The organism is Pseudomonas viridiflava, from assembly GCF_003702045.1.
Lineage (GTDB): Bacteria > Pseudomonadota > Gammaproteobacteria > Pseudomonadales > Pseudomonadaceae > Aquipseudomonas > Aquipseudomonas viridiflava_C.
In genome coordinates this window covers 167637-181880 of the sequence record NZ_RBTP01000065.1, presented here as the reverse complement: position 1 = coordinate 181880, position 14244 = coordinate 167637, and the positions used below count along the sequence as shown (strand labels likewise).

General features: G+C 59.7%; 14 protein-coding genes. 5 read left to right on the top strand and 9 right to left on the bottom strand.

The window, feature by feature from the left end; translation table 11 throughout:
* Positions 1 to 29 precede the first annotated feature (29 nt).
* From ALP40_RS19490 to ALP40_RS19470, 5 genes are all read right to left on the bottom strand, one after another.
* Positions 30 to 908 carry an SMP-30/gluconolactonase/LRE family protein gene (locus tag ALP40_RS19490; RefSeq protein ID WP_122209824.1) on the bottom strand — a complete coding sequence of 293 codons (879 nt, stop codon included), beginning with the start codon at positions 906 to 908 and terminating at the stop codon, positions 30 to 32.
* A 57-nt stretch (positions 909 to 965) separates the two neighbouring features.
* Positions 966 to 1898, bottom strand: coding sequence for a 3-keto-5-aminohexanoate cleavage protein (locus ALP40_RS19485; protein WP_122209823.1), 933 nt, complete (start codon positions 1896 to 1898; stop codon positions 966 to 968).
* An 87-nt stretch (positions 1899 to 1985) separates the two neighbouring features.
* Positions 1986 to 2774 (bottom strand): SDR family oxidoreductase, encoded by a 789-nt coding sequence (locus tag ALP40_RS19480; RefSeq protein WP_122209822.1) that lies wholly within the window; start codon positions 2772 to 2774, stop codon positions 1986 to 1988.
* Positions 2771 to 3493, bottom strand: coding sequence for a GntR family transcriptional regulator (locus ALP40_RS19475; protein WP_122209821.1), 723 nt, complete (start codon positions 3491 to 3493; stop codon positions 2771 to 2773). Before ALP40_RS19475 ends, ALP40_RS19480 begins: the two co-directional genes overlap by 4 nt.
* 102 nt (positions 3494 to 3595) lie before the next feature.
* Entirely contained in the window at positions 3596 to 4180 is a 585-nt protein-coding gene (locus ALP40_RS19470) for a TetR/AcrR family transcriptional regulator (protein WP_122209820.1), read from the bottom strand.
* Between the two features lie 207 nt (positions 4181 to 4387).
* On the opposite strand from ALP40_RS19470, the gene ALP40_RS19465 reads away from it, so the two are divergent.
* The 3 genes from ALP40_RS19465 to ALP40_RS19455 all read left to right on the top strand — a co-directional run bounded on the left by ALP40_RS19465 (position 4388) and on the right by ALP40_RS19455 (position 6864).
* On the top strand, positions 4388 to 5065 hold the full coding sequence (locus ALP40_RS19465; protein ID WP_122209819.1) for a type 1 glutamine amidotransferase domain-containing protein: 678 nt from the start codon (positions 4388 to 4390) through the stop codon (positions 5063 to 5065).
* A gap of 115 nt (positions 5066 to 5180) precedes the next feature.
* Positions 5181 to 6305 carry an alkene reductase gene (locus tag ALP40_RS19460; protein WP_122209818.1) on the top strand — a complete coding sequence of 375 codons (1125 nt, stop codon included), beginning with the start codon at positions 5181 to 5183 and terminating at the stop codon, positions 6303 to 6305.
* 115 nt (positions 6306 to 6420) lie between these two features.
* On the top strand, positions 6421 to 6864 hold the full coding sequence (locus tag ALP40_RS19455; protein WP_122209866.1) for an NUDIX hydrolase: 444 nt from the start codon (positions 6421 to 6423) through the stop codon (positions 6862 to 6864).
* Between the two features lie 224 nt (positions 6865 to 7088).
* Here the strand turns inward: ALP40_RS19455 and ALP40_RS19445 are convergent, their stop codons facing one another.
* From ALP40_RS19445 to ALP40_RS19430, 4 genes are all read right to left on the bottom strand, one after another.
* On the bottom strand, positions 7089 to 8840 hold the full coding sequence (locus ALP40_RS19445) for an OPT family oligopeptide transporter (protein WP_122209816.1): 1752 nt from the start codon (positions 8838 to 8840) through the stop codon (positions 7089 to 7091).
* 80 nt (positions 8841 to 8920) lie between these two features.
* Positions 8921 to 9640 carry a haloacid dehalogenase type II gene (locus ALP40_RS19440; RefSeq protein WP_122209815.1) on the bottom strand — a complete coding sequence of 240 codons (720 nt, stop codon included), beginning with the start codon at positions 9638 to 9640 and terminating at the stop codon, positions 8921 to 8923.
* Between the two features lie 90 nt (positions 9641 to 9730).
* Positions 9731 to 10585: an oxidoreductase gene (locus ALP40_RS19435; RefSeq protein ID WP_122209814.1), complete on the bottom strand. Its 855-nt coding sequence runs from the start codon at positions 10583 to 10585 to the stop codon at positions 9731 to 9733.
* Positions 10586 to 10694: 109 nt separating this feature from the next.
* On the bottom strand, positions 10695 to 11765 hold the full coding sequence (locus tag ALP40_RS19430; RefSeq protein WP_122209813.1) for an aldo/keto reductase: 1071 nt from the start codon (positions 11763 to 11765) through the stop codon (positions 10695 to 10697).
* Between the two features lie 151 nt (positions 11766 to 11916).
* Between ALP40_RS19430 and ALP40_RS19425 the strand changes: the two genes are divergently transcribed.
* Positions 11917 to 12816 carry an AraC family transcriptional regulator gene (locus ALP40_RS19425; protein ID WP_122209812.1) on the top strand — a complete coding sequence of 300 codons (900 nt, stop codon included), beginning with the start codon at positions 11917 to 11919 and terminating at the stop codon, positions 12814 to 12816.
* 181 nt (positions 12817 to 12997) lie between these two features.
* Positions 12998 to 14239, top strand: a complete 1242-nt coding sequence (mexE, locus tag ALP40_RS19420) for a multidrug efflux RND transporter periplasmic adaptor subunit MexE (protein ID WP_122209811.1) — start codon at positions 12998 to 13000, stop codon at positions 14237 to 14239.
* Positions 14240 to 14244 lie beyond the last annotated feature (5 nt).

Sequence of the window (14244 nt, the reverse complement as noted above, 5' to 3'; positions counted from 1 at the left end):
CTTAACGGTCAGGTCCGATTTCGGGTCGATCAGCTGGCGAAGCGCTTTTCGGCAATGCCTTGCACACCCAGCCCGGTGATGGCGAACAAGGCACCCCGTTGCTGGCCGTCTTCTGGAAAGCGCGGCAGCGGCGGTTTGGCCATTGAGGTGACGAACAACGTGTCCAGATTCGGCCCGCCGAAAGTCAGGCTGGTGACCTTCTTCACGGGCATATCGACGATGCGATCCACCTGCCCATCCGGCGTGTAACGCACCAGCTTTCCGGCGTAGACCAGCGCCTGCCACAGGCAACCTTCGGCATCCACGGTGCAGCCATCCGCAGCGCCGCCACCGCAGGTATCGACCTTGGCGAAGGTTCTACGGTTGGCGACCGTTCCGGTCGAATTGTCGTAGTCGTAAGCCCAGAGTTCTCCAGACCAGGTGTCGGCGAAATAGAAGGTCTCTCCGTTCGGGCTCCAGCACGGGCCGTTGGAGACGATGATGCCTTCGTCCAGGGTGTGCAGGCTAAGATCAGGATCGAGACGGTAGAGCTTGGCGCTGGCCTGATCTTCCTGCGTATCCATCGAGCCGACGATGAATCGGCCCTGACGATCGACTTTGCCATCATTGAGCCGATTGTTCGGTTGCCCAGGCTCCGGGTCGACGATCAGTTCAAGATCGCCGGTTGGCAAGTCCAGGCTGTAGAGCCCGTTCTGCAAGGCGACGATGGCGGCATCGCCCTTCTGGCGCAGCGCCATCGAGCCGATTTTCTGCCCGACGTCCCAGGCGCGCAGTTCTCGCCCATCCTCGGTGCAGCGCAGAATCCGGCCGTCGAAACTGTCAATCCAGTAAAGGCGTTGCTGTTCGACATCCCAGACCGGACCTTCGCCCAACGTGGTCTTCACGTCGACGACGATTTCGATACGCATGTTTCACCTCTGTCTTGTTGTTATTGAGATGGCACGTTTGGCACGTGAAAACAGGTGTTAGAAGTCGACGTGGTCCTTACCCTTCAGATCGAGCATTTCCCGCGCCTCATCCGGCGTCGCCACGCGCCCGCCCAAGGCTTCAATCACGGTACGGATGCGCCTGACCTGATCGGCGTTTGATGCTGCCAGTTTGCCCGGCCCATCCCACAGCGAGTCTTCAAGACCTACACGCACATGACTGCCCATCGACAGGCCCATCGTGCCCAGAGGAATCTGGTTACGACCGGCGCCCAGAATCGACCACTGATACGCATCGCCAAACAGGCGGTCTGCCGTACGGCGCATATGCGCGAGGTCTTCAGGATGACCGCCGATGCCTCCTCGCAGGCCGAATACGGACTGAATGAAAATCGGCGCCTTGAGCAAGCCACGCTCAAGAAAGTGCGCAGCGGTATACAGATGGCCAATGTCGTAGCATTCAATTTCAAAGCGAGTGCGATTCTCAGCGCAGGTATCGAGAATATGAGCGATGTCGCGGAAAGTATTTCGGAAAATCCGGTCGTCGCTCTCGGCGAGGTACGGCCGCTCCCAGTCATGCTTGAACTCAGTGAAACGATCAAGCATCTCGTACAGGCCGAAGTTCATCGACCCCATGTTCAGGGACGCCAACTCGGGCTTGAGTTGAGCAACAGGCTGCAGACGCTCTTCCACCCCCATCGTCGGCGCGCCGCCGGTGGTGATGTTGATGATGACATCGCTCTTGGCTTTGATGTGCGGCAAAAACTGGCGGAACAGGTCCACGTCCTGGCTGGGCCTGCCGTCATGAGGATCGCGAGCATGCAGGTGAACGATCGATGCCCCCGCTTCGGCGGCGCCGATGGCGGCGTCGGCAATTTCCTGCGGCGTGATCGGCAAATGCGGCGACATCGAAGGCGTATGGATGGCGCCCGTGACGGCGCAGGTGATGATCACCGGACGTTTTTTGGACATGAGTCTTCTCCGTTCTTGTTATTGGCGAAAAAGTGGCAGCGGTTACGCGACGGGAATACGTGTAACCGTCGTTGTCGTTAAGGCCGTCTAGAGGTACTCGACGTTGCCATCCACGCTGATGGCCTGGCCGGTCACGTTGCGCGCGGCGGGCGAACACAAAAACAGCGCCATAGCCGCGACGTCTTCAGCGGTGACCATGCGCCTGAGCGATATTTTTTTCAGGTACTCCTCACGCATTTCAGCTTCAGGCACCTTCATCTGTTCGGCGCGGGCACGAATCACACCGTCCATGCGCGGGCCTTCGACGATACCGGGCAGCAAGGCATTGACGCGGATGTCGCTCTGCCCCAACTCGGATGCCAAAGATTTCATCAAGCCGACAATGGCCCATTTGGTCGCCGCATACGGTGTGCGCCAGGCGTAACCGAGGCGGCCGGCCACTGACGCGATGTGGATCAGGTGCGCATTGGGCGATGCCTTGAGCAGGGGAACCGCGTGATGAGCAAAGCGGTATTGTCCGGTGAGGTTGATGTCGACAGTGCGCTGCCATTCTTCATCGGTGACCGCATCGATACCTGCAGTAGGACCTGCGATCCCGGCGTTGTTGATCAGCACATCGAGGCCGCCGAACCGGTCTTGCTGGACTTTGAACACCGCTTCGATCTGCGTCGGATCACCCACGTCTGCAGGGGTGGCCACACTGTGCGGATACCGCTCACGAAACGACGCGAGCGCGGCTTCACTGACATCACACACATGCACCTTTGCACCGGCTTCCATGTAAGCCGCCGCCAGTACTTCGCCAATACCGGCGGCACCGCCAGAGATCAGTACGCGCAGGCCGGTATAGGGAATCAATCGATTGAGAACGCTCATGCCTTTTTCGCTCCAGAGACAGACGACCTTGAACGGCCGTTCTTGACGATCAGGCGCGCCAGGGAATCGGCGGCCTGCATGATGTCGTCGGTGACGGCTGCTCGGGCGGCAGCTCCATCGCGTGCGGCAAGCGCTTCGACGATGCGGTTGTGCGCCTCCATCGAACGCTGAAGATGCACCTTATCGGGTGCGACAAGCGCAAAACACGGCCCCATGTGCAGCCAGAAGTTCTCCACGGCGGCGATGGTCAGCTCTGCTTTCGCAACCGCATAGATGCGCCGGTGGAAGGCAAAGTTGGTCCACAGATAGCGGGCCACATCGACGCTGTCGGCGGCTTGCTGCATCTGGTCACACAGGTGGGTGATTTCTTTGAGGTCGATGTCCTTGAGCAGGAGGACTGCTTTCTCGGCCAGGAGGCCTTCAAGCGCAACCCGGGCGTCGCGTATCTCGCGCAGTCGCTCGGGCGTCATCATGCGCACACGCAGACGTGAGGTTTCGGTGACTTCGAAGGCATTCTCTGCGCCGAGGCGATTGAGCGCTTCACGTACCGGCATCGGGCTTGAGCCCAGCGCTTCAGCGAGCCCCCGAATGGTCACCTTCTGGCCCGGCTGGAAGCGGCCACTCATTAGCGCTTCGCGGATCTGACGATAGATCTGATCCTGCAAGGTGTCGCGAGAAACCTGACGCATGCTGGGCAGGAGGGTCGGACTGTCTGTCATGGCTCTGGCTCATATTGGCGTTCTTATGCGCTCAATATGTGATCACAAATAACATATGTCAAATTGTTTTTGGCCGAGTTTTGGCAATGAAGTCACCGACACTCAAACACCCAAAAACCGCTTCGTCGTCGCCATTGCCCTGCCCAACGACTCCCCGGTGCGTTGCAACTTGTTCAACAGGCTGGCCCCCAGCCAAAGCTGATAGAGCGTTTCCGCCAACTCACGCGCATCACCTGTCGGCAGGCATTGCTCGACCTGGCCCTGCTCGATGCAAGCAGTAATGCGCGACACCACCCGCTCTGTGCCATCACGCAAGGTAAGGCGCATGGTTTCGGACAGGTCGGAGACTTCGGCGCTGAGCTTGACCACCAGGCACTCATCGCCATGCCCATCAGGCACGCAGCGATCCTGCCAACCCTGCCAGTAATCCAACAGTCGCTCGTAGGCATTCAGCTTGGGCAGTGTCAGGCGTCGCTCCATGTCAGCCAGATAACCGACGAAGTAATCCTCCAGCAAGGCCTGGCCATACAGCTCCTTGGACTTGAAGTAGTGGTAGAACGAACCCTTTGGCACGCCTGCCGCTTGCAGGAGTTCGTTCAGGCCGACGCTGGTGAAGCCTCGTTCGGCCATCATTCGATGGCCAGTGTCCAGCAGGTGTTGGCGGGTGTCATCGTAGGTCGGTTTCATGGGGGCGATTACCAGGCAATAGACCAGTCGTATTCGAAGGACCGAGAGTTTGCCACATCCGCCCACGAAAAACCCTTGGTTGAAAAAAATACTAGACGACTGGTCTATTCTGAAACTATGCTGCGCCCCGTCAACCTATTCCACAGGCAGTCGGGACATGCAAATTCATTGCATGCCACTGACGCTCAACCAATGACAGGGTGCGCTATGAAAATCTTGATGGTTTTGACCTCACACGATCAGCTCGGCAACACCGGCAAGAAAACCGGCTTCTGGCTGGAAGAATTCGCCGCCCCCTACTTCGCCTTCCAGGACGCTGGCGCAGACGTCACGCTGGTATCGCCAGCCGGTGGCCAACCGCCGCTCGATCCAAAAAGCGACGAACCGGATGCGCAGACCGCCGAAACCGACCGTTTCCGCAACGATACAGCCGCGCAGCAGGCACTCGCCAATACCGGACGTCTGGCTGATGTCAGCGCTGATGACTTCGATGCGGTGTTCTACCCAGGCGGCCACGGTCCGCTGTGGGACCTGGCTGAAGACAAGCATTCGATTGCCTTGATCGAAGCTTTTGATCGCAGCAACAAGCCACATGGTTTTGTCTGCCACGCACCCGGTGTGTTGCGTCATGTAGTTGCCGCTGACGGCAAACCGCTTATCCAGCACCGTGAAGTCACCGGTTTCACCAACGCCGAAGAGGCTGCGGTCGGTTTGACCGACGTCGTACCGTTTCTGATCGAAGACGAGTTTCAACGTCTGGGTGGGCGTTACTCCAAAGTCTCTGACTGGCAGGTGCATGTTGTCGCGGACGGACAACTGGTGACCGGCCAGAACCCCGCCAGCTCCGCAGCTGTGGCTGAAAAGCTGCTGAAAATGCTTGGCTGAGCGCTTCATCTTCATCGCTAAGCAGCTCATGAAAACCGTGTGCCTGTCACACGGTTTTATTTTTATCAGGCCTTTAGTCGACTGGTCTAATTAACTCAATATTCAAGGTACACCCATGACCAACAGCAGCTACTTCACCCCCGCTACACTGGGTTCTCACACACTGAAAAACCGTATCGTTCTGCCGCCGCTGACCCGTCAGCGCAGTACGCAACCGGGCAACGTCGCCAATGACCTGATGGCCGAGTACTACCAACAGCGCGCGGGTGCCGGCTTTCTGGTCACTGAAGGTACACAGATCGAACCGCGTGGCCAGGGTTATGCGTGGACACCGGGGATTCATACAGCCGAGCAGATCGCCGGATGGCGCAAAGTCACCGACGCCGTGCATGCTAAAAACGGCGTGATCTTTGCTCAGCTCTGGCACGTCGGCCGTGTGTCCCACACCGCGCTCCAGCCAAATGGCGACGCGCCGGTGTCGGCTTCCGCAGTGGCCACAGACCGCGTCAGCGTGTTCATCGAAACGGCCCCCGGCGCAGGCGAACTAGTTCCACCTTCCGCGCCACGAGCGCTGACCACCGACGAGGTCCAGGAACTGATCCAGCTCTATATTCAAGCTGCCCGCAACGCGATGGAGGCAGGGTTTGACGGGATCGAGTTGCATTGCGCCAACGGCTATCTGGTTAACCAGTTCATCTCCGCGCACAGCAACCTGCGCACGGACCAATACGGCGGCTCCCTGCAAAACCGTCTGCGTTTTCTGCGCGAAGTGGTAGCGGGTGTCGCCGAATGCATCGGCAAGGAAAAAGTCGGTGTGCGCTTTGCACCTCTGTTCACGACCACCGACGAGGCCCGCACCTACCTGGGCATGGTCGAGGAAGATCCACACACCACCTACATCGAAGCGATCAAGGTGCTTCAGGACGTGGGCATCGCCTACCTGTCCATCGCCGAAGCCGACTGGGACAACGCCCCTGCCATGCCGGAAACCTTCCGCCGCGCAGTGCGCGACACCTTCAAGGGCGCGATCATCTACGCCGGTCGCTACAACGCTGAGTCGGGTGCAAAATTGCTGGAATCGGGTCTCGCAGACTTCGTGGCGTTCGGCCGCCCGTTCATGGCCAACCCCGATCTGCCTGCGCGCATTAAAAATGACTGGCCGCTGAATGCATTGAACCCGGAAACGGTATATGGCGGCGGTGCCGAGGGGTATACGGATTATCCTGTGTACCGCGGTTGATTGGCTGAGCTGATCATACCGAGGCAGTATGATGGCGGTCTCTACGGTTCAGGGTGCTCAGCTTGGTATAACGCTAAGCACCCTACGCGCTTTAATTCAAAGGGACTTAACTTTTATGTCAGTACCACGCGTCCGCCCTATCGCGATCTGCCTCTTCAGCCACAAAGGAAAAATACTGGTCAACGAGTTCTACGACGCCGTCAAAGAGCAGACTTTCTTTCGGCCCATTGGCGGAGGCATTGAATTTGGTGAACGCAGTAGCGACGCTATCGTGCGAGAGGTTCAGGAAGAACTGGGGCTGACGATCGGCAAACTAAGGTTGATCGGTACGCTGGAAAGCCTTTTCATTTACGCGGGCAAGCCTGGGCACGAGATAGTCCAGGTTTACGATGCGACGTTCGATGATGTGGCGGTTTATGAAAAGCTTTTTCTGGATGGGCACGAGAGCGACGGATCATGCTTTAAAGCAGCGTGGCATCCAGAGTCTCGCTTTTCGGCCGAATCACCACTCGTACCCGAAGGTCTATTGGAAATGCTCAAGTCAGCTTCGCTGCTTTAAGGGGCGTTACATCATGCGAAACGCTGAGGCTTGTACGTATAACGTAGCGCTGTCGCGAAGCAAACTTTGGAGGGGCGGAACGGGCAGCGTTTCGTTTTCCGCGAAAAGGCCGGTACTGCCCACAAAGTCTAGCGGCTGAAATGCAGCATTCGCGGACAAGTCCGCTCCCACCAATCGCACTTCGACCTGCACACTCTCCAGGCAGAAGCTGGTGCAGCCCCCCTTCACTGACTGAACATCTGCCACAAAGACGCCCCTACCCCGGTAATACTTTCCCCTGCAATCAGCCCCGCCGCCGCGGTAATCGCAAACCGTTCGGTCAGGCCCGCCCAGCGGCAGCTCACCAGCCAGGTCACGATTGCGCCGAGCGCCATCATCAGCGATACCGACGCGGGCAACACGAACGCCAGCCCCAACGCAGCGGTGCTGGGCAGGAATCTGGCGCGGCGTGCAGGCAACACGCTGTCGAGAATGCCCAGCAGCAGACCGGCAAGCCCGCCTATGAAAATCGCCCAGCGAATGCTGGTGGAAAGCGAGTCCAGCCCGTGAGTCAGGGTTTGTGCCACTGCTTTCCAGGTGGCGACTGCGGGCGCGGGCCATTCTTCGGTGAGCAGCATGCTCTGCGGATCCGGGATCAGGGCCAGGTACGCGAAAACGCCGACGATGCTGCCCACGAAGATCCCGAGCGTCTGAGCAATCAATTGTTTGCGCGGCGTCGCGCCAATGGCACGGCCTACTTTGAAATCGTTCATCAGGTCAGTGCACTGCCCGGCCGATCCGCCTGCGGTGTTGGCGCTCATCAGGTTGATCGGCACCTGCCCTGGCGCCACGATGCCGAAACTCAACTGGGACAACTGCCCGATGGCACCGATGGGTGGAATGCCCGTTGCGCCGACCACCCGTGCGGCCACCGCCGCTAGGCATATGGCCAATGGAATGGTCAGCAGCGCCATCCACAGGTTGATGCCAAACAGCAGCGCTTGCAGGGTAACCACCAGAACGATTGCCAGCGCGAAACCTGCTGCAGGTCCGGGCTTGGGCAGGGTCCAGGTTTTTCCGCCATCAGCCTTGGTCGTTTTGTGCAGCGCCCACAGCCGAATCGCCAGCGAAGCCAGCGTCGAGCAGACCATCAGGCTCACCCCCGGCCACAGCAACCACTCCACCAGTGCGGCGAACTGCGGGCCGCTGCTGTCGGGTGGGAGTTGCACCAGGCCTTGTTCCAGCAACCAGGGTGCCAGCCCGCCCCATGCCAGCAGCGCACCGAGCAACAGGGTCAATCCAACCCGGATGCCGATGATTGCGCCGAACCCCACCAGCAACAGCGAGGGGTCAGCGGTAAAGGTCAGGCGTTCCAATTGAGCGTTGGGCGACCAGCGTGGCAACGCCCACATGAAAGTGTCGACCCACTTGACCGATGCCGACAGCAGCGCCGCGCTCAGCAACACTTTCAAACGCGTCGCGGCTTCGTGACCATGGTTGTAGATGTGGAGCAGGGTTTCCAGCGTGGCCATCCCTTCGGGGAACTTCAGCGCCTTGTCGTTGAGCAGCGAGGGGCGAAGATACCAGGCAATCCAGATGCCGAGAAAGCTCACCGAAAACACCCAGGCAATCATCGGAAGTGCATCCAGTTGCTGACCGGTCAGCAGTGTATAGGCCGGAATCGGTGCGACCAGCCCGCCTGAAATGATCGACGCAGCAGCAGACGCCACGGTCTGGTTGATATTGCTTTCGTGCAGGGTCCAGGGCAATTGGCCGGTCGAGCGTCGCGCAAGGCCTTGCCAAATGCCGTAACCGATCAGCAAGGCAATGATCGACATATTGAACGACCAGCCGATCTTGAGTCCTGCGTAGACATTGGAGGGCGTCAGGAGGATACCGAGCACGATGCCGGTGACGACAGCACGCAGACTGAGCTCGCGCTCGACAGGTCCGGCCAGCGATGTCGTGGTCGAGAGCGGTGGCGAGGCTTGAGGCATGCGAATTCCTTATCAGCAGTGAAACAGCGCTATCACTTGGCGCAGCGGCTTAACAAGTGAGCGCTGTATCGGTGCAAGGTTCACATTCCCGGGGAAAGCTGCTGCGCAAGATCGATGAAACTGTCAGCTTCATAGTCCCAGTCCTGGGCATAATCCGCATCGGGCGCGGGGGCTCCACCGTACTCCATCGGCCGATGGACAAAAGCCGTCGTCAGGCCGCAATCCCTGGCCGCCGCCAGATCGCTGTGATGGCAGGCCACCAGGCACAACTGCTGTGGCTTCAAGCCCAGTGCGTCGACTGTCGTCAGGTAGGCGGCAGGCTCCGGTTTGTAGGTCTGGGCAAATTCCGCCCCCAGCAATGCGTCCCACTGCAGACCGTTATAGCGGTTCATCGCGATCATCAGTTCCACGTTGGCGTTGGACAAGGTCACGACAGGACGTGCCTCACGCAGTCGTACCAGCCCCTGAGGCACATCGGGCCAGGGATCCAGTCGACGCCAGGCGTGGGCGAGCCGCCACAGCTCTTCGGACTGAATGCGACTGACGTCCAGACCGTGGCTGGTCAACAACTGTTGCAGCGTCTCATGGTGCAAAGTGTCCAGCACCACGAAGCCTCTTGCCTCATTGATGCACTCGCGCATCGCCGGGGCGTAAAGCTTTCTCCACTGCAACGCGAACTCACCTGAACTGACCGAAGGCAGGTTGCTCGCCAGGAACGCTGCGGTTTCGCGGGCAATGCCCGAATGCCAGTCAACGACTGTTCCGAAGACATCAAACGCCAGCGCTTTTGGAAGCATCATCGGGTTCCTCCTGAAGTTGCCATCGGGAACCACTGTAGTGAGTAAACGCGTGTCTGGCGAACATGGATTGACCGGGCAATGCCAGCCGGATCAACCTGGCTGGTGAGACGTGCGTGCCTGCGACGGCAATTTTGCGTCCAGTTTCAGGTTCTTGCGGATGGCCGCATCCAGAAAACCCGCTGGCGCAAAGCGGCGCATGAACTGAAACTGGCCAGCCGTTTTACCGGCGGTATAACGCAATTTAGGACGCTCGGCATTCGCAGCCTTGAGCACCACCTGGGCGACTACATCCGGGCTGTCGGCATTGGTCATGGCGTGCTTGACCGCTTTGGACACCCTCGCCCGCACGTCCTGATAAATCTCCAGCTTGGCGTCGGCTTCAAGGTTGTTGGTTTCGAATGATGTTTTGGTGTAGCCCGGCTCGATGATCGTGACCCGGATGCCAAAGATGCGCAATTCGTGATCCAGAGACTCCGAATACCCTTCCACCGCATGCTTGCTGGCCGCATACAACGCCACGAACGGCACCGGCACGATGCCCAGAATGGAACCGATGTTGATAATCCTGCCATTGCCCTGCCGACGCATGTGCGGTACCACCGCACGAGTGGTACGCACAATCCCCAGAAAGTTGGTGTCGAAGATAGCCTTGGCCTGCTCGATCGAACTCTCTTCGGCTGCCGCCGGTGCGAGGCCGAAACCGGCGTTGTTGACCAGCAGGTCAATGCGCCCTTCCAGCACCAGTAGTTCCTTTATCGCCGTCTCGACAGAAGCATCGTCCGTCACGTCGAGGGCCAGCATCGAAAAGTTGCGCTGGCCGCTCTGAGTCCCTTTCCGGCTGGTGCCGTACACGGTATAGCCTGCCGCGACGAGCGCATGGGCAGTGGCTTCGCCAATGCCGGATGAAGCACCGGTCACCAACGCTACGGGTTTAGGGATCGTCATGGGATTTCCTTCGCGGGCAAGTGACTGAAGATGCCGCTATGATGATGATCGAAATCATTACCGTCAATCCCTTTGATGCTGATCGACATCATTAACTGCGCACGCCCTGTCAAACCCGGCTTTGCAGCCGGGCCCCGCCGAAGATCAGGTGCTGAACCATCGGGCGCGACACGAAGCGCTCCGGGAAAATGGGCTCGGGCGCGCTGGCCTGGTCCAGTCGGACGATATGTTCGTCTCCCAGCTTGATGTCCAGCGCGCCCAGATTATCCAGCGCCTGTGCCAGTGTCCTTGCACCCAGAATGGGAGCGACAACTGCCGGATTGTTCAGTGTCCAGGCCAGCGCCACCTGCGAGGCCGTTGCGCCGATGTCTTTGGCGATCTCACCCACGACGCTGGCCATCGCCAAAGAGCGCTCGGTCATATGGCCCGACGAACTGATCACGCCTTTGCGGGTGGCCGACACCCCCGCTTCGCTGGCCTGCTGCAAATCGTCACGGCTGTATTTACCGGTCAGAATGCCGCCGCCCAACGGCGACCACGGCAGCACGCCAAGCCCCATCGCTTCGGCCATCGGGATCAACTCGTGCTCGACGCTGCGTTCGACCAGGCTGTATTCGATTTGCAGGGCAACCAATGGCGACCAGCCGCGCAGCGTGGCGAGCGTTTGCAATTCGGCGACCTTCCATGCCGGTGTATTGCAAATACCGAGGTAGAGCACTTTGCCCGCGCGAACCAGATCATCCAGCGCCCGCATGACTTCGTCGGCCGATGTGGTGAAGTCCCAGGCGTGCAGGTGCAGCAGGTCGATACGGTCGGTGTCGAGCTGCTTGAGGCTGGCCTCGACCGAACGCATCAGGTTCAAGCGATGATTGCCGCCCGAGTTGGGGTTACCCGGCTCGCGAGCCATCGTGTATTTGGTGGACACCACAAGGCGCTCACGTTTGCCTTTGAGAAACCGCCCCAGAATGCGCTCTGACGCGCCGTTGGTGTAGTTGACGGCGGTATCGATGAAGTTGCCGCCTCGGTCGACGTAGGCATCGAATATTTGCCGTGCCTGATCCTGTTCCGCACCCCAGCCCCAGTCAGCACCGAAGGTCATGGTGCCAAGGGCCAGTGGCGAAACGCGCATACCTGATCGTCCGAGTAGGCGGTAGTGGTCGAGAGCAGTGATAGCGGGCATGATTGCCTCCTTGTAGAGATGAAGTTCTGAACAGTCGGGTTCAGTCTGCCGTCAGGGAGGCGCTACGCTATAGCCGGATCGTCCTGCGTTCTTGCATGATTATCCGAACGGGATCGAGAGTTGTTTCATCATCGAGTGGGACGGAGCCGCTATGAGTTCTCTGGAAAAACTGGTCGATATCATCAGTCGGCATGCACGGACAGACGGCATGCACACCACGCCCGTCGCCGGTGTCAGCCTGGTCCGTTCGGGCGCACCTACCGTGCCGATGCCGGTGGTCTATGAGCCAACCCTGTGCCTCATCGTTCAGGGTCGCAAGCAGGTGGCGGCCGGCGCCTTGTCCTACGTGTATGACGCCGCCACCTATCTGGTGGCGTCGGTACACATGCCTGTCATGGGCTCGGTCATCGAAGCGAGCGAGGCGTTACCGTATCTGTGCCTCGTGCTGGACCTGGACATGGCCATCCTGAGCGAGCTGGCGCTTCGACACCCGGCAACCCGCGAAGAGAGCGACCTGCCGACGGCGGGTATCGAACTCAATGCCATTACGCCGGAACTGCTTGACGCAGCTGCCAGGCTCGCTGCTCTGCTGGACACGCCCCACGACATCGACGCACTTGCACCGCTCTTCATCCGGGAGATGCTTTACCGGCTGCTGAACGAGAGCAGCAACGGTATCGTCCGGCAGATGGCCCGGGCAGACAGTCGCTTGCGGCAGATTGCCAAAGCGATTACCTGGCTGCGCGAGCATTACCGACAGGCTTGTCGGATCGACGCCATCGCCGATATCGCCGGCATGAGCCGCTCCACCTTTCACGCACATTTCAAGGCCGTCACCTCAATGAGTCCGCTGGAGTTTCGTAGTCAGTTGCGATTACAGGAGGCACGTCGCCTGATGGTGGCCGAAGCCATTGACGCGGCTGGCGCGGGCTACCGGGTGGGCTATGAAAGCCCCTCGCAGTTCAGCCGGGATTACGTACGCCTGTTCGGCCTCCCCCCAGCCCGGGATGCAGGGCGACTGCGAGGATCCGTCGAGATCATTGATCGATAGGGTCTGGCCGACCACCTGATCGTGCATCCGGCAAAGGTGATCTAGACATCGGGCGTCACATTGCTCAAGCCCTGCCGTTTGCATCATTCCGGATGATAGTAACCTTCGATTTATTCGATTCGTTAATACCACGGCTCGCGCACCAGAATCCGCCCATCTTTTACTATCGGCGGAACTTCCCATGCCCCAGACACTCGCTCATCTGCGCTATCCCCTCACCGCCCTTGCACTGGTCGTGATCAGCGCCTGTGGTCGCGCACCTGAGGCCACTCAGGCACCGGCCGCCGCCAAGGTCAGCGTTGCCAAAGTGCTGGAACAACCCGTCAACGAATGGGACGAGTTCACCGGCCGCCTCGAAGCGCCGGAAACCGTTGAAGTTCGCCCGCGCGTATCCGGCCAGATCGATCAGGTGGCCTTCACCGACGGTTCGCTGGTCAAGAAAGGCGACCTGTTGTTCCAGATCGACCCACGCCCCTTCCAGTCCGAAGTCCGCCGTCTTGAAGCCCAGTTGCAACAGGCACGCGCAGTGGCCGTGCGCAGCGACAACGAAGCCCAGCGTGGCGAGCGTCTGCGCACCAACAATGCCATTTCCGCCGAACTGGCCGATTCGCGTACCACCTCTGCTCAGGAAGCAAAAGCCGGTGTCGCCGCGATCCAGGCGCAACTGGATCTGGCTCGCCTCAACCTCAGCTTCACCCGTGTGACTGCGCCTATCACCGGCCGCGTCAGCCGTGCCGAGATCACCGCCGGCAACATCGTGACCGCTGATGTCACGCCGCTGACCAGCGTGGTGTCCACCGACAAGGTCTACGCCTACTTCGACGCCGATGAGCGCGTATTCCTCAAGTACACCGAACTCGCCCGCAAGGGTCAACGCGGCCAGACCACCCCGGTTTACCTGGGTCTGTCCAACGAGAACGGCAATCCGCACCTGGGTCAGATGAACTTCGTGGATAACCAGGTCAACCCGCGCACCGGCACCATCCGTGGCCGCGCCGTGTTCGACAACACCGATGGCAGTTTTACCCCGGGTCTGTATGCACGCCTCAAGCTGGTCGGCAGCGGTACGTACTCTGCCGTCCTGATCAACGATGAAGCGGTCGGCACCGACTTGGGCAAGAAGTTCGTGCTGGTGATGGACAAGGACAACAAGCCCGCGTATCGCCCGGTGGAACTGGGTCCGAAAATCGAAGGCCTGCGCATCGTGCGCAATGGTCTGGCCAAGGACGACACCATCGTCGTGAAAGGTTTGCAGCGTGTCCGTCCCGGCCAGCCTGTGGACCCGGAAGTCACGCCAATGGCCAGTGCCGACACCCTTGCCCTGCTGCTCAAACAACGCCAGGCCCTTGAAGCCAGCAATCCGCAACAGTCGGCGCCCAACGCGACCGCCAAACTCGCCAGCGCCACTGCGCCTCGCGGCTAAGGGAC